At 74.0% G+C, this 21,814-nt stretch carries 21 protein-coding genes; 12 read left to right on the top strand and 9 right to left on the bottom strand.

The window, feature by feature from the left end:
* Positions 1-17: 17 nt before the first annotated feature.
* From AB0C87_RS14150 to AB0C87_RS14130, 5 genes are all read right to left on the bottom strand, one after another.
* Positions 18-1,709: a bifunctional 3'-5' exonuclease/DNA polymerase gene (locus AB0C87_RS14150; protein ID WP_360577738.1), complete on the bottom strand. Its 1,692-nt coding sequence runs from the start codon at positions 1,707-1,709 to the stop codon at positions 18-20.
* Positions 1,710-2,027: 318 nt separating this feature from the next.
* Positions 2,028-2,519 (bottom strand): DUF4234 domain-containing protein, encoded by a 492-nt coding sequence (locus AB0C87_RS14145; RefSeq protein ID WP_345184640.1) that lies wholly within the window; start codon positions 2,517-2,519, stop codon positions 2,028-2,030.
* A gap of 156 nt (positions 2,520-2,675) precedes the next feature.
* A complete protein-coding gene (locus tag AB0C87_RS14140; protein WP_360577736.1) occupies positions 2,676-4,190 on the bottom strand; it encodes a metallophosphoesterase in 1,515 nt (504 codons plus the stop codon).
* A gap of 327 nt (positions 4,191-4,517) precedes the next feature.
* Positions 4,518-5,420, bottom strand: a complete 903-nt coding sequence (locus AB0C87_RS14135) for a diacylglycerol kinase family protein (RefSeq protein WP_345184644.1) — start codon at positions 5,418-5,420, stop codon at positions 4,518-4,520.
* Positions 5,421-5,425: 5 nt separating this feature from the next.
* On the bottom strand, positions 5,426-7,015 hold the full coding sequence (locus AB0C87_RS14130) for an FAD-binding oxidoreductase (RefSeq protein WP_360577857.1): 1,590 nt from the start codon (positions 7,013-7,015) through the stop codon (positions 5,426-5,428).
* A gap of 64 nt (positions 7,016-7,079) precedes the next feature.
* Between AB0C87_RS14130 and AB0C87_RS14125 the strand changes: the two genes are divergently transcribed.
* The 4 genes from AB0C87_RS14125 (at position 7,080) to AB0C87_RS14110 (ending at position 10,706) form a co-directional block, all read left to right on the top strand.
* Positions 7,080-7,688 (top strand): TetR family transcriptional regulator, encoded by a 609-nt coding sequence (locus AB0C87_RS14125; RefSeq protein ID WP_353835929.1) that lies wholly within the window; start codon positions 7,080-7,082, stop codon positions 7,686-7,688.
* Positions 7,685-9,235 (top strand): glycerol-3-phosphate dehydrogenase/oxidase, encoded by a 1,551-nt coding sequence (locus AB0C87_RS14120; protein WP_360577734.1) that lies wholly within the window; start codon positions 7,685-7,687, stop codon positions 9,233-9,235. The genes AB0C87_RS14125 and AB0C87_RS14120 overlap by 4 nt, the downstream gene beginning before the upstream one ends.
* Positions 9,236-9,308: 73 nt before the next feature.
* On the top strand, positions 9,309-10,223 hold the full coding sequence (locus AB0C87_RS14115; protein WP_353835699.1) for a sucrase ferredoxin: 915 nt from the start codon (positions 9,309-9,311) through the stop codon (positions 10,221-10,223).
* Between the two features lie 186 nt (positions 10,224-10,409).
* Positions 10,410-10,706: a WhiB family transcriptional regulator gene (locus tag AB0C87_RS14110; protein WP_075901375.1), complete on the top strand. Its 297-nt coding sequence runs from the start codon at positions 10,410-10,412 to the stop codon at positions 10,704-10,706.
* A 282-nt stretch (positions 10,707-10,988) separates the two neighbouring features.
* Here the strand turns inward: AB0C87_RS14110 and AB0C87_RS14105 are convergent, their stop codons facing one another.
* Genes AB0C87_RS14105 through AB0C87_RS14095 form a run of 3 tightly spaced genes read right to left on the bottom strand, consistent with a single transcriptional unit; the run spans position 10,989 to position 13,770 of the window.
* Positions 10,989-11,726, bottom strand: a complete 738-nt coding sequence (locus AB0C87_RS14105) for a phosphoribosyltransferase family protein (protein ID WP_360577731.1) — start codon at positions 11,724-11,726, stop codon at positions 10,989-10,991.
* Between the two features lie 34 nt (positions 11,727-11,760).
* Positions 11,761-12,786, bottom strand: a complete 1,026-nt coding sequence (locus tag AB0C87_RS14100) for an aryldialkylphosphatase (protein ID WP_360577730.1) — start codon at positions 12,784-12,786, stop codon at positions 11,761-11,763.
* Positions 12,787-12,825: 39 nt separating this feature from the next.
* A complete protein-coding gene (locus AB0C87_RS14095; protein ID WP_345184657.1) occupies positions 12,826-13,770 on the bottom strand; it encodes a YihY/virulence factor BrkB family protein in 945 nt (314 codons plus the stop codon).
* 350 nt (positions 13,771-14,120) lie between these two features.
* On the opposite strand from AB0C87_RS14095, the gene AB0C87_RS14090 reads away from it, so the two are divergent.
* The 6 genes from AB0C87_RS14090 to AB0C87_RS14065 all read left to right on the top strand — a co-directional run bounded on the left by AB0C87_RS14090 (position 14,121) and on the right by AB0C87_RS14065 (position 18,140).
* On the top strand, positions 14,121-14,306 hold the full coding sequence (locus tag AB0C87_RS14090; RefSeq protein ID WP_360577728.1) for a hypothetical protein: 186 nt from the start codon (positions 14,121-14,123) through the stop codon (positions 14,304-14,306).
* Positions 14,307-14,593: 287 nt separating this feature from the next.
* Positions 14,594-16,246, top strand: coding sequence for a nitrite/sulfite reductase (locus AB0C87_RS14085; protein WP_345184660.1), 1,653 nt, complete (start codon positions 14,594-14,596; stop codon positions 16,244-16,246).
* Between the two features lie 16 nt (positions 16,247-16,262).
* Entirely contained in the window at positions 16,263-16,433 is a 171-nt protein-coding gene (locus tag AB0C87_RS14080) for an Insertion element protein (RefSeq protein ID WP_345184662.1), read from the top strand.
* Complete coding sequence (locus AB0C87_RS14075) at positions 16,430-17,140, top strand: phosphoadenylyl-sulfate reductase (RefSeq protein ID WP_345184664.1); 711 nt, start codon at positions 16,430-16,432, stop codon at positions 17,138-17,140. The genes AB0C87_RS14080 and AB0C87_RS14075 overlap by 4 nt, the downstream gene beginning before the upstream one ends.
* Positions 17,141-17,148: 8 nt before the next feature.
* Complete coding sequence (locus tag AB0C87_RS14070; protein ID WP_360577855.1) at positions 17,149-17,883, top strand: sirohydrochlorin chelatase; 735 nt, start codon at positions 17,149-17,151, stop codon at positions 17,881-17,883.
* 41 nt (positions 17,884-17,924) lie between these two features.
* Positions 17,925-18,140, top strand: a complete 216-nt coding sequence (locus tag AB0C87_RS14065; protein WP_345187617.1) for a hypothetical protein — start codon at positions 17,925-17,927, stop codon at positions 18,138-18,140.
* A 12-nt stretch (positions 18,141-18,152) separates the two neighbouring features.
* Here the strand turns inward: AB0C87_RS14065 and AB0C87_RS14060 are convergent, their stop codons facing one another.
* A complete protein-coding gene (locus tag AB0C87_RS14060; protein WP_353835864.1) occupies positions 18,153-18,926 on the bottom strand; it encodes a DUF1707 domain-containing protein in 774 nt (257 codons plus the stop codon).
* Between the two features lie 166 nt (positions 18,927-19,092).
* On the opposite strand from AB0C87_RS14060, the gene AB0C87_RS14055 reads away from it, so the two are divergent.
* On the top strand, positions 19,093-20,718 hold the full coding sequence (locus AB0C87_RS14055) for an acyl-CoA dehydrogenase family protein (RefSeq protein WP_360577725.1): 1,626 nt from the start codon (positions 19,093-19,095) through the stop codon (positions 20,716-20,718).
* A 185-nt stretch (positions 20,719-20,903) separates the two neighbouring features.
* Complete coding sequence (locus AB0C87_RS14050; protein WP_345187623.1) at positions 20,904-21,704, top strand: SAM-dependent methyltransferase; 801 nt, start codon at positions 20,904-20,906, stop codon at positions 21,702-21,704.
* Positions 21,705-21,814: the final 110 nt, after the last annotated feature.

Here is a 21,814-nt window from a genome sequence, read left to right as displayed (position 1 = left end):
GTCCGCGCGCCGGCCGCTCACTTGGCGTCGGCGTAGCGGTCGACGACCGCGATCTCCATCGGGAAGACGACCGGGGTGTCGCCGAACAGGAGGCCGCGCGCCTCCCGCGCGGCCGCGCGGACCGCGTCGGCGACCTCGGCGGCCAGGTCGGCGGGGGTGTGCACGATGACCTCGTCGTGCTGGAAGAACACCAGGCGGGGCGGGCCGATCCCGGCGAGGCGGCGGCGCAGGGAGCCGAGGAGCGCGAGCGCCCAGTCGGCGGCGGTGGCCTGGACGACGAAGTTGCGGGTGAAGCGGCCCCGCCCGCGCAGCGCCTGGGCCGCCGTGCCGCCCCGGGGCCCCGGGGCGGCGTCGTCGTCGCCCGCCGACGTCAGCTCGCGCCACCCGGCCGAGGGCGGCGGGCACGTGCGGCCGAGGCGGGACCGCACGAGCAGCCCGCGCTCCCCCGCCCGCGCGGCGGTCTCGACGTACTCGAACGCCTGCGGGAACCGGCTCTTCAGGACGGCGAGGAGCTGCACCGCGTCCGCCGTCCCGCCCCCGTACATGGCGGACAGCAGGGCGATCTTGGCCTTGTCGCGCGCGGTCCGCGCGCCGTCGGCGTCGTCGCGGAAGGCGTCGGACAGGGCCGCGTAGAGGTCGCCGTGCGCGGCGGCCTCGGAGAACGCGCGGTCGCCGGCGAGCGCCGCCAGCACCCGGGGTTCGAGCTGCGCGGCGTCGGCGACGACCAGGGCCCAGCCCGGGTCGGCGACGACGGCCTTGCGCAGCACGCGCGGGATCTGCAGGGCGCCTCCGCCGCTCGTCGCCCACCGCCCGGACACGACGCCGCCGACGACGTACTCGGGACGGAACCGGCCGCCGCTCACCCACGTGTCGAGCCACGTCCAGCCGTGCGCGGCGTGCAGCCGCGACAGCTCCTTGTACTCCAGCAGCAGGGGCACGGCGGGGTGGTCGACCTGCCGGAGGACGTACGCCCGCGTGGACGCGATCGGCAGCCCCGCCGAGGCGAACGCCCGGATGATCTGCGCCGGGGAGTCGGGGTTGACGTGCACGCGCGGCCCGAACGCGGCGCTGATCCGGTCGGCGAGCTCCTGCAGCCTGCGGGGCCGCAGACCGCCCGTGGGCCGCGGCCCGAGCATCTCGGTGAGCAGCGCGTCGTGCTCAACCGCCGACCAGGGCAGCCCGTCGTGCGCCATCTCGGCGGCCACCAGCGAACCGGCCGACTCGGCCGCCGCGAGCAGCGCGAACCCGTCAAGCCCGGCGATGCCGCGCTGCTGCTCGGCGTGCACCGCGACGATCTGGCCGAGGTCGTCGGCGGACTCCTCCCGCCCGGCGTCGTCGTCGAACAGCGACGGCTGCGCGGCGTCTTCCCGGGGCGGCAGCGGATCGGCCGGGACGGGCTCGCCGCGCAGCCGCGCCCACGCCGCCCGGACCGAGCGCGGCTCCCCGTACCGCCCGGCATGGCCGAGCAGCAGGCTTTCGACGAGTTCGAGGTCGTGGCAGCGCGCGACCCGCACGCCCGCCTCCAGCAGCCGGGGGTAGAGCCGCGCGGTGGACGGCCACACCCAGCGCGGCGCCGACTCGCGTTCCCGCTCGGCGATGGCCGGGACCAGGTCGGGAACCTCCTCGACGGGCCCCGCGGGCGTGCCGTCCTCGGCCACCGCCCGCAACGCACCCCCACGCCCGCCCCCGGCCGCGACCGCGATCCTCACCCGCCCATTCTGACCCCGCCCACCGACAATCCAGCTCCTGCACAAAGCGAAGACCCCCCGTGACAAGGTCACGGGGGGTCGAGCGCGATCCGAATCAGCAGGCCAGGGCCGTGGCCCGCTGCTCAAGGCAGCGTCTGAAGCTCGGCTGGCGACGACCTCCCCCATGCGATCGCGTCCGAAGGCAGATTCGAGCGAAGCAAGAATCTGATCGCGAAGCGAGCCGCCAAGGCGAGACGAAGCGATGCCAGCGATCGCCCGCCTTCATCGACGATGGAGGGCCGCCAGGCCCGAAGGAGGAGAGAAGGCCGAGAAAAAGGCCTAGAGGATCGACACCTGCTGGCCGGCGGGGGTGTCTCCGTAGCGGTCGATGACCTTGTTCAGCTGGAGCTGGTAGTACAGCACGCCGAAGCCGAAGATGCCGAGCAGGAAGCCCATGCCGCCGCTGCAGCTCGGCTGGAGGCCGGCCGAGCGCTGGGCCTGGGCGATGCGCCCGCCGAGCTTGACCCACATGACGAGCGGCCAGATGCCGAGGGTGATGCCGCCGAACAGCATGGACAGCAGCGCGTTGGTGGCGGCGTTGTCGATGCGCCGGTCGTACTGGTGCAGCTCGTCGTGGACCTTGAAGAACCAGACGAGCCCGTAGATGCCGAACGTGATGATCGGCAGCCCGAGCCAGGCGCCGACGGGGTTGCGGCGCTTCATGTTGAGGCCGGTGCCCGCGGCTGCGGGCGCCTGGTGCTGCGCGTGGGCGGGCGCGTAGCCGCCCTGGTATGCCTGCTGTTGGCCCTGACCCTGCTGGGGGTGACTCATGGAAAAGCTCTCCTGAAGGACGCGGTCGTTTTCCGGCCGACCGTCCGTTACCGTTCACCGGTGTGGTGAGCCACGACTGTAACGGCAGCCGGGCACGCCGCGAGGCAAGATCGCCTACTTTCGCCCCATGACTGGCAGATCATCCAAACCGGCCGGTCAGCGCAGCGGGATCGTCACCTCGTCCTCGCACGGCGGCGACGTCTCGTGGTCGCCGCACCCCGTCGCCGCGAAGCAACGGATGCGCAGCTGCGACTCCGTCACGTCCAGGCGGAGGAAGCTCTTGAAGAACGGCGGCCGGTCCCAGTCGGCCAGCTCCGACCGGAACCGCTGCGGCAGCCTGCGGACGGGGAGCCGCAGGAAGCGGGGGCGGCCGCGGCCGCCCCGCGGCACGCCGAGGACGGCGGCGACGAAGCGCGCGCGGCGCGACGCCGCGGGGCCGTCGTACCCTCGCCCCGGCTTGATCCCGAGCCGGTGCTCGACGGCGGCGGTGGCCTCCTCGGGGGTGAGCTCGAAGAGCCCCGGGAGCCGCAGCCACCGGCCGTACAGCTTGCTGTAGCGCGACAGGGAGTCGCCGCGCAGCGGGTAGCAGCGGAACTCGTCCTCCTCCACCACCCGGGTCCGCGGGATGACGTGGGTCGCGTGCATGAAGGCGCCGCCGCCGCCCGAGACGATGTACTGGATCGTCCGGCCGTCGCCGGTCCGCACCGGGTAGCGCTGGTAGTTGTGGATGTCGCCGCCGATCGCGGCCACGTAGTGGTGCGCCGGGTCCTGGACGATCTCGTCGACCGTCCCGCCGCCCTCGATCGCCCCGGGACGGTGGTCGTCGTCCACGTAGAGCGGCTTTCCGGTCACCAGCAACTTTGGTTTCGGCCCCCCGGAGACCTCCCGGAGCCAGCGCCCCTGGTCGCGGTCGAGCCGGCCCGTGATCCCGGTGTCGATGCCGATGATGCGCAGCGCGGGGGTGTCGATCGCCCAGTACGGCCCCGGTTGCGCGCCCTGCTGGCCGGGCGCGCCCCGGTACAGCCGGCGGGCCTCGGCGAGCGCCTCCGCGTCGACGGCTCCGGAGTGGCGCCACAGGCGGCGCGGGATGAAGGCGAGCGGGCCGCGCCACGGGGGCGGCGAGCAGTTCTCGTCCAGGCCGCAGAAGACGTGCAGGAAGCCGCGCAGGCCGTCGTACCAGTCGTGGTTGCCGGGCACCGCGTAGATGGGCGCGGGGTAGTCCTTGTAGGGGCGGAAGAACTTGTCGGGGTAGTCCCCCGCGTCGCCCGTCGGGTAGATCACGTCGCTGGCGATGACCATGAAGTCGGTGCCCGCGGCCGCGTGCAGCAGCGGCGGGACCACCGCGTACTGCGACCGGTCCCCCTCGCCGGTGTCGCCGACCAGCGCGAAGGAGAACTCCGGCGCCGGGCGGTGCACGGTGAACGCGGCCGGGGTGCCGCGCTCGCGCAGGGACGCCACGCAGCGACGGCGGATCGCGTTCGCCGGGTCGCCGAACAGGCGCGCCAGCACGTCGTTGCGCGATCGCCAGAGCACCGAGGGGCGGCGCCAGGAGAAGTCGGGGACGCGGTCCGGGAGCATCTCGTGGAAGCTTCCCCGCCTGCCGCAGGCCCAGCCGGCGCCTTCCTCGGAGGTGCGCGAGTTGTCGGGTCCGGGGGGGACCTCGGCAGACACAGAATGCCTCCGGGCGTGAGGGGGTGCTCACAGCCTTTCCGGAGGCGGTCACGCCGTCAAGGCGACACGACGCCAGGAAGCAGACACTTCGTCAGGCAAGCGCGGTTGGCGCCGGCGCCACCCCCAAGGACACCGGCGCCACCACGACGAGGGGGCCTGCGGTCATCATGAGTCCCCCCAGAACGGCGAGCAGTGAAGTCGCCTTCCCATGATGCCTCCACAGACAGCCCCAAGGTCCCGTAGCGGGACGTAACCGACACTATCCGGAGAGCCGTAATGGGGGCGTAAACCGCCCTAAACGCCCTGCAAAACCTGGCGGCGTGCCGGTCAGGGCGCCAGGACGCGCAGCGCGCCGGGCATCACCCGCGCGGTGACCGGCAGGATCCCGGGGAGTTCGCCGTCCGCCCCGTACGGGAGCGTCCTGCCGGACCCGCCGGCGAGCTCGATCCGGACCTCGCGGCCGCGCAGGACCTCCACCTCGGGCCGCCGGACGTGCGTCCCGGCCTCCAGCTCCCGCATGACGGCGAAGAACAGCGTCCTCGGCGCCTTGCGGATCAGCACGACGTCGAGCAGGCCGTCGTCGACGCGCGCGCCGGGGGCGATGTGCTTGCCGAACCCGTAGTAGCCCGAGTTGGCGGCGACGACGGTGTAACCCTCCCGCCGGTACCGCTCGCCGTCCACGGTGATCAGGTAGTCGGCGTGCCGCCACGAGGCGATCGCGCGCAGCGCCCCGACGTAGTAGGCGGCCGAGCCGCGCAGGAGCCGCGTCCTGTTGGCGTTGTCGTTGGCGACCGCGTCCACGCCCGCGTAGACGCTGCCGAGCACGGCCGTCCCGTTGGCGTCGATGGCGTCCACGGCGCGCGGCTCGCCCTCCAGCAGCAGCCGGGCGAGCCGCTCCGGGTCGGACGGGACGCCGAGCTGGCGCGCGAAGTCGTTGCCCCGGCCGGCGGGGACGATCCCGAACAGGGCCCCCGTCCCGGCCAGGGCTCCGCCGACGCAGCCGACCAGGCCGTCCCCGCCGACGCCGAGCACCACCCGGCCCGCCTCGGCGGCGGCGCGGGCGGCGTCGGCGGCGTGCTCCATCCCGCGGCTGTACTCGACGTCGACCTCGGCGCCCGCGTCGCGCAGCAGCCGGGCCAGCGGGATCAGGCAGGAGGCGGACGCGCCGCCCGCCGCCGGGTTGACGATCGCGGTGAACGCGCGCACGCCGCTCACTTCCTTCCCGCGCACGGAGCTCACTCTCCTTCCGCGGGCGGGACGAGGACGCCCGGGTTGAGGATCCCGGCGGGATCGACCCTCTCCTTGACGGCGCGCAGCACGGCGGCGCCGAGCGGCCCGATCTCCCGGGCGTACCAGTCGCGGTGGTCGGTGCCCACCCCGTGGTGGTGGCTGATCGTCCCGCCGGCGGCGAGGATCGCGTCGCAGGCCGCGCGCTTGGCGGCGGCCCAGTGCCCGACGGGCTCCTCGCCCTGCGCGGACACGACCGTGAAGTAGAGGGACGCGCCCGTCGGATACACGTGCGAGATGTGGCACATCACCAGCGGCGGCGTCCCGGCGCCCGACAGCGTTCCGATCAGGGCCTCCCGGACGGCTTCGTACAGCGCGGGGACGTCCGACCAGAAGGCGGCGGTCTCCAGCGTCTCGACGAAGGCGCCGGCGTCCAGGAGGGAGTCGCGCAGGTAGGGGGCGTCGAAGCGGCCGCGCTCCCACTTCTCCCCCGGCCCGGCGCCGAGCGGCTCGCCGCCGGCCTCGCGCAGCACCCGCGCGGCCCCGGCCCGCCGGTCGGCGACGCGCTCGGACGTCCCCTCGAAGCCGAGGACGGCCAGGGTCCCGGCGGCGGAGGAGCCCTCGCCGATCGCCGCGGGGTCGGCCAGCCCGACCATGGTCTCGGTCTCGTCGGACAGCCGCAGGACCGCGGGGAGGGGGCCGTCCTGGGCGAGGCGCCGCAGCGCGGCGGCGCCCTCGTCGAAGGAGGCGAACCGCCAGCCCTCGTACTCCCGGGCCTCCGGGACGGGATGCACCCGCACCCGCACGGAGGTGATCACGCCGAGCGCGCCCTCCGAGCCGAGGAGGAGCTGCCGCAGGTCGGGCCCGGCCGCCGACTTCGGCGCCCGCCCGAGGTCGAGCGTCCCCTCGGGGGTGGCCGCGGTGAGGCCGACGACCATGTCGTCGAACCGCCCGTACCCGGCGGACGCCTGCCCGCTCGACCGCGCCGCCGCGAACCCGCCGATCGACGCCCACTCGTAGGACTGCGGGAAGTGCCCGAGCGTGTAGCCGCGCTCGTTGAGCAGCGCCTCGGCCGCCGGGGCGCGCAGGCCGGGCTGCAGGACGGCCGTCCGGGAGACCTCGTCGAGCTCGACGAGGCGGTCCATGCGGCGCAGGTCGAGGGCGACGAAGGCGTCCGCGCCCCGCGGCGCCAGCCCGCCGACGACCGAGGTGCCGCCGCCGAACGGGACGACCGCGACGCGCCGCCCGGCGCACGCCTCCAGCACCGCGAGCACCTCGTCGTGGTCGCCGGGCAGGACCACCGCGTCCGGCGCGCCGGCGGCGTCGCCGGCGCGGATGCGCAGCAGGTCGGGCGTGGACTTGCCGCGCGTGTGGCGGAGCCGCGCCTCGGTGTCGGCGCGCACGTTGCCCTCCCCCACGACGGCGGCGAGCGCGGTCAGGTCGTCCCCGGACAGCCGGGGCTCGGCGAGCCGGACGCCGGACGGCCCGGCCGGCGGCCCCGCGGCGGGCCGCACGCCGAGCAGGTCGCGCAGCAGGCCGACCATCGGCTCGGGCAGCGGCGCCGCCTTCGCCGGGTCGCCCCAGCCGCTCCACAGCATGTCGCGCGTCTCCACGCCCGCCTCCCTCGCCGCCCCGCCCGTCTGGTGGCTTACACTGTGACACATGACGTCGAATCGTCACAACAGGACGGCGGCACGGACCGCCGACGACACCGTGCTGGACGCCGCGCGCGACTGCGTGCTCGCGGTCGGGGTGCGGCGCACGACGCTGACCGACATCGCGCGGCGGGCCGGCGTCTCGCGCATGACGCTCTACCGGCGCTGGCCGGACGTCCGCACCATCGTCGCCGACCTGATGACCCGCGAGTGGACCGCGATCGGCGACGCGCTGTCGCCCCCCGACGACGGCCGCCCCGTCCGGCCCAGGCTGGTGGACGGCCTGGTCACCGGCGTGCGGACGTTCCGCGACCACCCGCTGCTCCGCAAGATCATCGAGGTCGACCCCGAGCTGCTGCTGCCCTACCTGCTGGACCGCTGCGGCGCCAGCCAGCGGGCCTTCCTCGCGGGGTTCGAGGAGTCGATCTCCGCCGGCCAGCGCGACGGCACGATCCGGGCCGGCGTCCCCGCGCTCCAGGCCCGCGCGCTCCTGCTGGTCGTCCAGTCGTTCGGGCTCTCCGCGCAGATCATGATCGACGCGCTGGAGCCCGGGGTCGACGCCGACGCCCTCGACGCCGAACTCCGCCACATCCTGGAGAGGACGCTCGCACCGTGAACGCAGCCGGACCCGATCCCCGGACCTCGCTCAACGCCGCACGCCGGGAGCGCGAGCTCGCCGAACTCCCCGGCGAGGTGGTGGACGTGCTGGTCGTCGGCCTCGGCGCCACCGGGGCGGGCGCCGCGCTGGACGCCGCGTCCCGCGGCCTGTCCGTCGCCGCGGTCGACGCCCGCGACCTGGCGTTCGGCACGTCGCGCTGGAGCTCCAAACTGATCCACGGCGGGCTGCGCTACCTGGCGTCCGGCCAGGTGGACGTGGCGCACGAGAGCGCGGTCGAACGCGGCGCGCTGATGCTGCGCACCGCCCCGCACCTCGTGCGGGCGCTTCCGTTCGTGCTGCCGCTGACCCCGCTGGTGTCCCGCTCGCAGGCGCTGCTGGCCGGCGGCGGCATGCGCGCCGGGGACCTGCTGCGGCTCGCCGCCCGCACCCCGCGGTCGGTCCTGCCCGGCCCCCGGTGGCTGTCGGCGGTCGAGACGCTCCGGCTCGCGCCCGCCCTGCGCCCCCACGGGCTGCGCGGCGGGCTGCTGTCGTGGGACGGGCAGCTCGCCGACGACGCCCGCCTCGTCACCGCGCTCGCCCGGACCGCCGCCGGGCACGGCGCCCGGATCCTCACCCGCTGCCGAGCGGTCGAGGTGACCGGCGACGGCGCCCTCGTCCGGGACGAGCTCACCGGACGCGAGACCACCGTGCGGGCGCGCGCGGTGGTGAACGCGGCCGGGGTGTGGGCGGGCGGCCTGGTGGACGGGGTGCGGCTGCGCCCGTCCCGCGGCACCCACCTGGTGCTGCGGGCCGAGGCGCTGCGCGGGCTCACCGCCGCGATGCACGTCCCCATCCCCGGGGCGGGCAACCGGTTCGTGCTGGTGCTCCCGCAGGGCGACGGCCGCGTCTACGTCGGTCTCACCGACGAGCCGGCGGACGGGCCCGTCCCGGACGTGCCGGAGCCGACCGAGGGCGAGATCGGCTTCCTGCTCGACGTCCTGGACTCGGCGCTGGACGTCCCGGTGCGGCGCGCCGACGTGGCCGGCGCGTACGCCGGGCTGCGTCCCCTGCTGGACCTCGGGGGCGGGGGCGACACCGCCGACATCTCCCGCCGGCACGCCGTCCTGACGTCGCGGGACGGCGTCGTGACGATCGTCGGCGGCAAGCTGACCACCTACCGGCGCATGGCCGAGGACGCCGTGGACGCGGTCGTGCGCGCCCGCGGCCTCACCGCCGGTCCCTGCCGCACCTCGCGGCTGCCCCTCGTCGGCGCGGCTCCGCGCGCCCGTCTGGACGCGCTGGACGCGCCCGCCCGGCTCGTCCAGCGGTACGGCGCCGAGGCGCCGCTGCTGGCCGCGCTCGCCGGGCGGGACGCGGGGCTGCTGGAGCCGGTCGTCCCCGGGCTGCCGGTGACCGGCGCGGAGCTGGCCTGGGGAGTGCTGCACGAGGGCGCCCTCGACGCGGGCGACCTTCTGGACCGGCGCACCCGGATCGGGCTCGTGGCGAGCGACCGGGAGGCCGCCCTGCCCGCGGCGGAGGCGGTGCTCGCCACCCCGCTGGTTTGACCGTCGCGCCTTAGGTTACCCTTACCTAATCGATTTCAGCTCGACGGGGACGAACGATCGGCGGGGGGACTGCGTGACGCGCGGCAGAAGCTGCGGACACTGCCCGGGGAGCCACACCGGCGAGCGGCCGTGCCTGGCGACCGCCACCGTGAAGGCGGGCGCCTGGCTGCTCGTCGAGCACCCCGGCCCCTGGCCCGAACGCGTCGAGGACCTCGCCGGCCCGGGAGCGGTCGCCGACGCCGTGCGGGCGGCGAAGAAGGCGGGCGTCCGGCCGCAGCTGATCCGCCGGCCGGGCCGCCGCCGCGCCACCCCGCCCGTCCAGGTCTACGCCGGGTTCTCCCGCGGGGGCGAGGCCTGGATCGAGGGGCGCGAGCTGGCCGACCCGGCCGAGCTGGCGGCGCTCGACCTGGACGCGCTCGCGAAGGGCCGGTCGCCGGGCCTCGGGGAGCGGGTGGCCGAGCCGGTCCTGCTGGTCTGCACGCACGGGCGCCGCAACGCCTGCTGCGCCCGCACCGGGGCGCCGCTGGCCCGTTCTCTCGCGACGCGTTTCGATCGCCTCATCTGGGAAACCACCCATGTCGGCGGTGACCGATTTGCGGCGAATTTGGTATGTCTTCCCCACGGATTCTCGTACGGCGACCTCAGCGAAGCGGAGGCGAACGCGGCGGCGGACGCCTACCTGCGGGGCGAGGTCGTCCTCCCCAGGCTGCGCGGACGGGCGGGAGCCCCGGAGCCCGCACAGGCGGCGGAGCACTTCGTCCGCGCGCACACGGGACGGCTCGGGGTGGACGAGGTGAGCGTGGCGTCGATCACCGCGATCCCCGGAACAACCCGGCACGAAGCGGTTGTTCTTCTGAGGCGGAGCCGTTACCGGGCGGTCGTCGAAGCCGTCCAGCAACCCGACCCGTGCGGGACCGACTGCGGGGAGAACCAGAGAACCTACGTTGTTAGGGAACTCACCCTTCTCAACGAGGCGGCCCTCGTGTAATCTCTCTGAGGCCCCATTCGAGGGCTTCCCTGTCGCACGTCCCCAGGTTTCCGGAGTAACCGGACGGGGAACAGAGCGGCAACTCCAGACGTTGGAACATTCGGCGCTTCTCTGACTCTTGTCATCCGAAGTACGTCGAGCGTCCATGTCCTGAATTTGTTCGAAACCAATCAAGGTGGGTGTTCCATGGCTCAGGTACGTCGGCAGGCAAACCTCCCTCGTCCCAGCTGGGGCTGGCAGGACGCCGCGGCGTGCCGGGGGGAAGACCTCGTCCTCTTCTTCGGCCCCGACGGCGAGCGCCAGCCCGAGCGCGAGATCCGCGAGCGCAAGGCCAAGCAGATCTGCATGGGCTGCCCGGTCCGTACGGACTGCCTGGACTACGCGGTGTCCCGGCCCGAGAAGTACGGCACCTGGGGCGGCCTGAACGAGGACGAGCGCGCGTCCGAGCGCCGTCGCCGCATGCGTCGCGCCAACGCCGCCTGAACGAAGGCACAGGCCGCCGAAACGCTCCCATCGCGATCCCCGGCACGCCACCTAAAACGTCACGGCCCCGCCCCGCGGGGCCGTTTGCGTTGCCCGGGCCCGGTCCATCGCGACCGGGCCCGGGTTCTTCGTCACATCTGCGTCACAACCCGGTCACGTCGTTCACGACATTCCGGCGGGACGCCCTTTTACCGCACCGGCCCCGCCGATGTGGCCATTTCCCGAAAATTCCCGGACGCCATTCAGTCCCGGCCTCCGGCGGCCCGGACCCGGCTCCACGGGTCACTCCCGGCCCGGGTCCCCGGGCCCGCCCGGGGCCGCGCCGCCCGGCGGCGCGGCACGCCGCAGCCAGGCCGTCACGTCGGCGTCGCTGAGCTGTTCGAAGTCGCGGTACCACTGCCCCACGGCGTGGAAGTCCCAGGGCGCGACCGGCACGACCAGGTCGTCCACCTCCGCCTCCAGGCTCCGGACGGTCTCGGCGGCGCCCACCGGCACCGCGAGGACCAGCCGGGACGGTCCGCGCCCGCGCACCGCCCGCACGGCCGCGCGGGCGGTGCCGCCGGTGGCGAGCCCGTCGTCCACCACGATCACCGGCCTCCCGGCGACCGGCGGCAGCGGGCGGCCGCCCCGGTAGACCGCCACCCGGCGGTCCAGCTCGGCGCGCTCGGCCTCCACCGTGGGGGCCAGGTCGTCCTCGCGGAGCCCGAGGCGCGCCAGCAGGCCGTCGTCGAACACCGGGGCGCCGCCCTCGGCGATCGCGCCGACGCCGAGCTCCGGCTGCGGCGGGTATCCGATCTTGCGGGTCACCAGCACGTCGAGCGGCGCCCGGAGGTGCCGCGCGATCTCGTGGCCGACGGGGACGCCGCCGCGCGGCAGCGCGAGGACCACGGCCCCCTCCAGCCCCATCGTGGCGAGCCGTGCCGCGAGCACCCGGCCCGCCTCGGCGCGGTCGGTGTAGGGGAGCCGGACGGTTCCGGACCGCCCCCGGGCGCCTCCGCCCGCGAACCTGTTCCAGGGCATCGGGCGCACCCCCTTCCGGGGGTCCCCTACCCACTCAGGAAGCGGTGAGCCACCGCAGGGGGTTGTCGTGCAGGATCGCGCGGAGGGTCGCCTCGTCGGCGCCGGCGGCGCGCAACGCGGGCAGGAACGTCTCGAACAGGTACCCGAATCCGGCGCCGCCGTAGCGGGCGACCTGGGACATCCGCGCGACCCCGGTGCTCAGCAGCACCCGGTCGGCGTGCCCGGCGTCCAGCAGGTCCAGGACGCGGCGCACGCGGGCGCCGACGGCGGCGGCGTCCTCCCCCGCGAGGCCGAGCGTGCCGAACGAGACGTAGCCGCCGGACTCGGCGATCTTGCGGTGCTGGCCGGGGTCGTCCACCCGGTCCTGCTGCCCCACCGCCACGCGCCCGGGAGGCAGCCCCGCGGAGGTGAGGATCTCCAGCTGGGCGAGGCCCGCGCGCCCGTAGGTCGCGACCGGCAGCCCGGAGTAGCGGGCGGCCTGGGCGGCGGCGCGCAGGCACAGCTCCTCGGTCTCGGTCGGGGCCTCCCCCCAGGCGCCGATCTCGCCGATGACCCCGGGCAGCGAGTTCGTGCCGTCCATCCCGAAGCCGACCTCGGCGAGCAGCCGCTCGGCGAGCCGGTCGACCGCCGAAGCGCCCGGGTGCCCGCCCTCGCGGCCGGTCTCGAAGCCGGGGGCGGCGGGGGACGTCCCGCCGGCGAGGACCTCGCGGACGAACGCGGGGTGGAACGGCTCGGTGAACACGCCCGTCCCGGCCACCACGGCGACCCGGGCGCCGGCGCTGATGCGGGCGAGCGCGGCGGCGTTGCGTCCCATGCCCGAGCAGGTGAGGTCGACGACGAGGCCGAGGCCGTGGTCCTTGCGCAGGGCGTTCAGCTCCCGCTGGACGGCCTTCTCCTCGTCCAGCCACCGGTTCGGGTCGGAGGTGGCGAGCTGGGGGCGCGCCGGCCAGCGCAGGTCCAGCTGGAGGTGCTCGTGGGAGAGCACAGGCCCGGTGATGTCGGACGTCGCGATCGTGCCGGTCACGGTCCGCAGCCGGCCGGGCTCCTCACGGGGGGTCATGTCACGCGAGGTTACGACATGTTTGCCCTTATCAGGACCTCATTCGGGGTGGTTTTTACCCGTCGCTCCCTGGTCCCGCGGCACCTGGTCGGCCTGCGCCTCCAGTGCGGCGCGGATCCGGGCGGTGTCCCCGCTCGGCCACAACCGGTCGATCTCGGCGTTCAGCGCCGCCCCGATCAGCACCGCGAGCGCCGCCACGTACAGCCAGGCCAGCAGCGCGATCGCGGCGGCCAGCGAGCCGTAGACCGACACCCCGCTCAGCGAGCCGGCCAGGTAGATCCGCAGGACGAAGCTGCCCACGATCCAGATCAGCAGCGCGAGCGCCGCGCCGGGCGTCTGGCGCCACCAGGACGTCCGCACCGGGACGCTCATGTGGTAGAGCAGCGAGAGGAAGATGATCGACAGGCTCACCACGACCGGCCAGTACAGCGCCTGGACGGCCTCGGTGCTCTCCGGCAGCGCCTGGCGGACCAGCGCGGGCCCGGCCACGATCATCGGGACCACGACGATCAGGGTCAGCAGCCCGATGAGGTAGAGCACGAACGCGCGCACCCGGGTGCGGATCACGCCCCGCACGCCCGACAGCCCGTAGGCGATCGTGATCGTGTCGACGTAGACGTTCGTCGCCCGCGACCCCGCCCACAGCGAGATCAGGAAGCTGACCGACACGATGTCGGGGCTGCCGCCCCGGATCACGTCGTCGATGAGCGGGACGACGACCGTCTTGACGGTCGGGCCGGTCAGCACCGTCTGGGCGTGCTCGATCACCCAGGAGCGCACCTCGGCGATCGTCTCCGAGCCGAACAGGCCGCGCAGGTGGCCCATCGTGCCGATGAGACCGATGACGAGGGGCGGCATCGACAGCAGGGCGAAGAACGCCGCCTCCGCCGCCAGCCCGGTGACGCGGTAGCGGAACCCGCCGATCGCGGTGCCCTTGATCAGCGTCCAGGCGATCCCCGCGGCGGCCCGCGCGTCGGCGTGCACGCGTGAGGCCAGGCGGTCCCGCCGGCGTCGCCGGGGACCCTCCGGGTCCTTCCCGGAGGGCGGATCCCCAGCCCGGGAGGCGCCCGCTGCGTCGGAGACGGTGGTCACACCGCCCCACCGTAGAGGGTTGCGCGCCCGGAACATGCCGCATCGCCCACTTCACTGGTCCGCTCCGCGCGTGGCGTGCCGATCGCCTCCCCCGCCCGGTCGTCCCGCGGGCCCGCCGCCCGTTCCCCGCACATCCCTTGCCCCATACCCGTTATGACGGCACAGAACGTTTCCCGGACCATGATCATCCGCACTCGACCTCGGTGAACCGGGCATTTGCCTTCATGGGTGACAATGGAGACATGATCTGCCCGTCGTGCCGCGAGCGCCACCACGAGGAGTGCCGTGGCGGCTCCTGGTGCGACTGCCAGCACCGGCCCGGGTCCGCCGCCCCCGCGTCCGGCGCGCCCGCCGCCGCCGGGCGCCGCCCCGGCTCCGCGGACGGCGGGAAGGCCGAGCCTCCGGTGAACTGGAGGCGGCAGGGATGACGCATCTCACGCGTCCGCATGCCGGACGTAACTGGACAGTCCGCGAGACGGCATGTCAGAGTTCAGGTATGAGCGCCGCGGACCCGCTGCTGGCCAAGCGCCGGCACGTCGACTTCCTCCGCGTCCGCAGCGCGATCTGTAGGTGACGCTCCGACCACGCCCCTGTACAGCCGGGCGCGTGGCGCATCGGCGTCACCTTTGACTTCATCCTGCTCAGCGTCGAGCCGGCTGCCTCAGAGCGCCGGTGCGCTACGCGTCCCTCACGACCACAGATGAGGACGCGCACCGTGCCACCCGCGACCACACGCAAGAAGGCCGAGGGCCAGTGGGCCCTCGGCTACCGCGAACCGCTCAACAAGAACGAAGAGAACAAGAAGAACGACGACGGCCTGAACGTCCGCCGCCGGATCATCGACATCTACTCCAAGAGCGGTTTCGACTCCATCGACCCCGCCGACCTGCGCGGCCGGTTCCGCTGGATGGGCCTGTACACCCAGCGCAAGCCGGGCATCGACGGCGGCCGGACCGGCGCGCTGGAGGACGAGGAGCTCGAGGACCGCTACTTCATGATGCGGGTGCGCATCGACGGCGGCCAGCTGAGCGGCCCGCAGCTGCGCACGATCGCGGACGTCTCCACCCGCTACGCCCGCGGCACCGCCGACATCACCGACCGCCAGAACGTCCAGCTGCACTGGGTGCGGATCGAGGACGTCCCGGCGATCTGGGAGGCCCTGGAGGCGGTGGGGCTGCACACCACGGAGGCGTGCGGCGACGTCCCGCGAGTGATCATCGGCTGTCCGCTGGCCGGGATCGCGGCCGACGAGGTGGTGGACGCGACGCCGCAGCTGCGCGAGATCCACGACCACTACATCGGCTCCCCGGAGTTCTCCAACCTGCCGCGCAAGTTCAAGACGGCGATGTCGGGCTGCACGTCGCACTGCACCGTCCACGAGATCAACGACATCGCGTTCACGGGCGTGGTGAACGAGGCCGGCGAGACCGGCTACCAGGTGTTCGTCGGCGGCGGGCTGTCCACCAACCCGATGTTCGCGCAGAGCCTCGGCGTGTTCGTCAAGCCCGAGCAGGCCCGCGAGGTGTGGCACGGGGTCACCTCGATCTTCCGCGACTACGGCTACCGGCGGCTGCGCAGCCGCGCCCGGCTGAAGTTCCTGATGAAGGACTGGGGCGCCGCGAAGTTCCGCGAGGTGCTGGAGAAGGAGTACCTCGGGTACGCGCTGCCGGACGGCCCCGAGCCCGCCGCGCCGCTCGCCCGCCGCGACCACGTCGGGATCCACCCGCAGAAGGACGGCGCCTACTACGTCGGGTTCGCGCCCCGGGTCGGACGCGTGGACGGCGAGCTGCTCGGCGTCATCGGCGACCTCGCCGAGCGCTACGGCTCCGGCCGGGTCCGCACGACCAACGAGCAGAAGATGGTCATCCTGGACGTCCCGGAGCAGCACACCGAGGCGCTCGCCGACGAGCTGGCGAAGCACGACCTGCAGGTGCGGCCGTCCACGTTCCGCCGCCAGACGATGGCGTGCACGGGCATCGAGTACTGCAAGCTCGCCATCGTCGACACCAAGCAGCGCGCCATGGACCTGATCGACGAGCTGGAGAAGCGGCTGCCCGACTTCGACCAGCCGCTGTCGATCAACGTCAACGGCTGCCCGAACGCGTGCGCCCGCATCCAGGTAGCCGACATCGGGCTGAAGGGCCAGCTCGTCGTGGACGACGACGGCGAGCAGGTCGAGGGCTTCCAGATCCACCTCGGGGGGCGGCTCGGCGCGTCGTTCGGCAAGAAGGTCCGCGGGCTGAAGACCACCTCGGCCGGGCTCACCGACTACGTCGAGCGCGTCGTGCGCAGGTTCGACGAGCAGCGCACCGGCGCGGAGACCTTCGCCGAATGGGTGCACCGCGCCGACGAGGCGGACCTCAAGTGAGGGGGGCGGGTCGCGCATGAGCGAGCGGATGGCGCCGTTCCACTGCCCCTACTGCGGCGAGGAGAGCCTCGAACCCCGGGACGAGAACCCCGGGGCCTGGTTCTGCCCCGACTGCCTGCGTTCCTTCAGCCTGAAGTTCCTCGGTGTCGGTGCTCCCCGCACCGCGAGCAAGGAGGTCCCCCAGTGACCCTGCTGGAGACCGACAGACCCACCCTCGACCTTCAGGACATCGTCGAGTCGGCCGCCGCCGCGCTGGAGGGCGCTCCCACGCTGGAGGTCATCCGGTGGGCGGTCGCCACGTTCGGCGACCGCATCTGCCTCACGTCGTCCATGTCGGACGCGGCCCTGATCCACCTCGTGTCGAAGGTGAAGCCGGGAATCGACGTGCTGTTCGTCGACACCGGCTACCACTTCGCCGAGACGATCGGGACGCGCGACGCCGTCGAGGCCGTCTACCCGGTGAACGTCATCGACGTCACCCCGTCCCGGACGGTGGAGGAGCAGGAGGCCGCGCTCGGCCCGCGCCTGTACGGCCGCAACCCCGACCTGTGCTGCCACCTGCGGAAGGTGGAGCCGCTCGGCCGCGCGCTGGAGGGCTACATGGCCTGGTTCAGCGGCATCCGCCGGGACGAGACCGCCAGCCGCCGCGACCGCAGGGTCGTCGAGTGGGACCGCAAGCGCGGCATGGTCAAGGTGAACCCGATCCTGGGGTGGACCCAGGAGGACATGGACAACTACATCGAGGACAACGGGGTGCTGGTCAACCCGCTGCACTACGACGGCTACCCCTCGATCGGCTGCGCTCCGTGCACCCGTCCGGTCGCGCCCGGCGAGGACCCGCGCAGCGGCCGGTGGGCCGGGATGGGCAAGACCGAGTGCGGCATCCACCTGTGAGCGTCCCCATGGTCGCGGTGGCGCACGGGAGCAGGGACCCCCGCGCCGCCGCGACCGTCGCCGCGCTGCTCGGCGCCGTCCGGGCGCGCCGCCCGGACATGCCCGTGCACGCCTCGTTCCTGGACCACGCGCCGCCCGCCCCCGACCGGGTGCTGGACGGCCTGGCCGGGGACGGCGTCGACGAGACGGTCGTGCTGCCCCTGCTGCTCACCGCGGCCTACCACAGCAGGACCGACATCCCGGGCGTGCTGAACCGGGTGCAGGGCCGGCACCCGCGGCTCGTCCTGCGCACGGCGGGCACGCTGGGCCCGCACCCGCTTCTGCTGGACGCCCTGGAGCGGCGCCTGGCCGAAGCGGGCGTGGCGCCCGGCGACCCGGACACGGCGGTCGTGCTCGCCTCGGCGGGCTCCAGCGACGCGTCCGCCAACGCCGTGATCGCGCGGCTGGCGCGGCGGTGGCGCGCGCGCGGCTGGCGGGACGTGGTGCCGGCGTACGCGACGGCGGCCCGCCCGGCGCCGGCCGAGGCGGTGCGGTCGCTGCTCGCGGCGGGCGCGCCGCGCGTGGCGGTGGCGTCCTACATCCTCGCTCCGGGCCTCTTCGCCGACAAGGTCAGCCGGGAGTCCCTGGCCGCCGGAGCCGCCGCGGTCTCCCCCGCCCTCGGCGCGGCGCCGGAGGTCGCCGACCTGGTCGTCCTCCGCTACGCCGAAGCGCTGGAGGCCTCCCGCGCGGCGACCGCGGTCTGACGGGGCGTTCGAGGCGCCGGTCGCCGGGTATGCGGGCGGCCATGACGCGCGAAGAGACCGGCCATGAGCCCGAGGAGACCGACGACCGCCGCTTCGCCCCGGTGAACGAGCGGTCCGACGCCCGCGGCCGCACCGTCCCGGACGGGGAGGAGACCAGCGGAACCGGGACTCCCGGGGTGAGGTACGAGCACCCCGACACGCTCCCACCGGACGAGGAGGGCGTCGAGGACGCCGAAGCGCACGACGACACCCGCTGACCCGCCCACCCGCTACCGGCGGTCCTTCCACCAGGTGGCGAGGGCGCGCCGGAGCGGGGCGTGGTGCTCGTCGTCGACGATCTTGATGTCGCCCATCACGGCGGTCGCGGTGACGCGCACGACGGGGACGCGGGCGCCCGGATGCGGGTCGCGGACCGCCACCCGCCGGTCGCCGAGGAAGTTGTGCCCGGTCAGCACGATGCTGACGCCGTCCGGAACGATGATCTTGACGTCGCCCATCACCGCGGTCACGCAGATGTGGACCTCGCCGGTGGGGACCTGCGCGCCGCGCAGGTCGAGCTCGACGTCGCCCATCACCGACACGGCCTCCAGCGGCCCGTCGATGCGGCCGACGATGCGCTCCTTGCAGTCCCCCATGACCGCGCTGAACCTGCGCTTGACCTGCACGGGCGCGGGGTTGGCGCCGGGCGCGCCCATGCTGGGCAGGTCGGCGGTGATGCGTTCGAGCTCGCCCCGGCTGACGGCCGCGTAGGCGGCCTCGGTGCGCTCGGTCAGCTCCTCGAAGGTGAGCCGCCCCTCCACCGAGGCGACCCGCAGCCGCTCCACGACGGCCTCGCGCTCGGCGTCGGACGCCCGCACCGGGTCGGAGGCCCGCCGGGCCTCGGGCGCCCGCGGGGTCTCGGAGAGCCGCGCGGTCTCGGCCGCCCGCCCGGTGTCGGGGGCGGCCGTCACGTCGACCGGTTCGGGGACGGGGCCGCCGTCCCGCCGCCGCTCCGGCGGCCGGCTCGGGGCGGGCCGCTCGGGCTGCGGACCGGACTGACTCATGATTTCGACGGTATGCCCCCGGCGGCGCGGGACAATCCGCCGCGCGGACGAGATCGCCCTCCACCTGAGGAGGATGGACGTCCTCCCACCCCGCAGGCATGATCATCTTGTTGTCCGAACCGCGTTCTGTATTCTGCGACCGACGGCATGAACGTTGGGAGAGCGCGTGACGCACGAGGTGTTCAACCAGGTCCCCCCGCTCGCCGGGCACGACGCGTCCGACGAGGCGGCCCTGCTGGACGGGCTGCACCGCGAGGGCGCCGGGTGGGCCGAGCCCGAGGTGCGCGAGCTCGGCCGCCTCGCCGGCACCGAGCGGGCCCAGGAGTGGGGACGCCTCGCCAACGAGCACCCGCCCGTCCTGCGCACCCACGACCGCTGCGGGCACCGGATCGACGAGGTCGAGTTCCACCCGGCGTGGCACGAGCTGATGACCGTCGCGGTGACGCACGGCCTGCACGGCTCCGCGTGGACCGACCCCCGCGAGGGCGCCCACGTCGCCCGCGCCGCGAAGTTCTACACCTGGCGCGTCGACGCGGGCCACGGCTGCCCCGTCTCGATGACCTACGCCGCCGTCCCCGCGCTGCGCCAGTCCCCGGAGCTGGCCGCGCAGTACGAGCCGCTCCTGGCCAGGCCGGAGTACGACTTCGGGCTGCGGCCCCCGCTCACCAAGACCGCGCTCCTCGCCGGCATGTCCATGACCGAGAAGCAGGGCGGCTCGGACGTCCGCGCGAACACCACCACGGCCGCGCCCCAGCCCGACGGGACGTACCGGCTCGTCGGCCACAAGTGGTTCACCAGCGCCCCGATGTGCGACGTGTTCCTCACCCTCGCCCAGGCGCCCGGCGGCCTGACCTGCTTCCTCGTCCCCCGCGTCCTGCCGGACGGCGGCCTCAACCCGCTGCGCCTGATGCGGCTGAAGGACAAGCTCGGCAACCGCTCCAACGCCTCCTCCGAGGTGGAGTACGACGAGGCGGTCGCCTGGCGCGTCGGCGACGAGGGCCGCGGCGTCCGCACCATCATCGAGATGGTCAACATGACCCGTCTGGACTGCGTCATCGGCGCCGCGTCCGGCATGCGGCTCGGCGTCACCACCGCCGCGCACCACGCCGCGCACCGCTCGGCGTTCGGCCGCCCGCTGATCGACCAGCCGCTGATGCGCAACGTCCTGGCCGACCTGGCGATCGAGTCCGAGGCCGCCACGACCACGATGCTGCGCCTCGCGGGCGCCACCGACCGCTCCGTGCGCGGCAGCGAGACCGAGACCGCCTTCAAGCGCCTCGGCCTCGCGGTCAGCAAGTACTGGATCTGCAAGCGCTGGCCCGCGCACGCCGCCGAGGCCCTCGAATGCCTGGGCGGCAACGGCTACGTCGAGGAGTCCGGCATGCCCCGCCTCTTCCGCGAGTCCCCGCTGAACTCCATCTGGGAAGGCTCCGGCAACGTAGCGGCGCTCGACATCCTGCGAGCCGTGCTGCGCGAGCCGCAGACGTTGGAGGCCTTCTTCGACGAAGTCGACCAGGCGCAAGGAGCCGACGCCCGCCTCGACGCGGCCGTCAAGGAGGCCAAGGAAGCCTTCGCCGACACCACGACGATCGAGTACCGCGCCCGCCGGGTCGCCGAGAACCTGGCACTAGTCCTACAGGCATCGCTGCTGGTCAGACACGGCCACCCGGCAGTAGCCGACGCCTTCTGCGCCACCCGCCTGGCCGGCGACTGGGGCGGCGCCTTCGGCACCCTCCCCCCAAGCCTGGACGTCGCCCCGATCATCGACCGCGCCACCCCGAAGGTCGGCTGAGCCGCGGGCGAGATCGGCGTCCGGAGCCTTCCGGAGGCGCCTCGTCGTCCCGGCTTCAGCCCGGGTTCGGGGGCGGTCCCGGCGCTGCGTTCGCGAGAAGCCCCTTGGCATAAGGGTTTTTCGCATTCTGCGCGGCTCCGCGAAGCTACGATGCGGTACAAGATCTCCTGAGCCTCGAGGTGCACATGGCCGAGTCGTCCCCGCAGATTCCCACCGGCGTCCCGACCGCCGCACGCGTCTACGACGTGATGCTCGGCGGCAAGGACAACTACGAGGTGGACCGGGCCGTCGCCGAGGGCAGCCTCGCGATCATGCCGGAGCTCCGGGACATCGCCCTGCACAATCGGGCGATCCTGCACCGCGTCGTGCGCCATCTCGCCGCCGAGGAGGGGATCACCCAGTTCCTCGACCTGGGCTCGGGCCTGCCGACCGTCCGCAACACCCACGAGGTCGCCCAGGAGGTCAACCCGGCGGCCCACGTGGTGTACGTCGACATCGATCCGATCGTGCTGGCGCACGGCCGTGCGATCCTCGCCGACAACGCCAACACCACCGTGGTGACCGCCGACATCCGCCAGCCCGAGGACCTCCTCGGGCGCCCTGAGGTCCGCGCGCTGATCGACTTCGACAAGCCCGTCTGCGTGATGCTCGTCGGGATCCTGCACCACCTCGCCGACGACGAGAAGCCCGGCCGGATCGTGCAGGTGCTGCGGGACGCGATGCCCAGCGGCTCCTTCTTCTTCATCACCAACTTCACCCGGCTGGGCGACGCCCCCGAGTCCGTCGCGCTGGAGAAGCAGCTCCTGGAGCAGCTCGGCACCGGCCGCGTCCGCACGCCCGCCGAGCTGGCCGCCTTCTTCGACGGCTTGGAGATCCTGCCGCCCGGCCTCGTCCCGCTCCCGCTGTGGCGCCCCGAGGAGCCCGTCCTGGACGCCAGCACCATCGACGTCCGCTTCATGACGGGCGGCGTCGGCCGCAAGCCCTGATCCCGACACCGCCGCTTTGGTTCGCCTCCGGGCGCTGCTCCCTTTCGGGGGCGGGGAGGCGGATCCGCGTGGATCCGCCTCCCCGCTCGCCGGCCGTGGCGATCCAGCGC

Source organism: Actinomadura sp. NPDC048021, from assembly GCF_040653135.1.
GTDB lineage: Bacteria > Actinomycetota > Actinomycetes > Streptosporangiales > Streptosporangiaceae > Spirillospora > Spirillospora verrucosospora.
The sequence above is the reverse complement of the archived record's forward strand: the minus strand, read 5'-3'. Positions and strand labels throughout refer to the sequence as shown.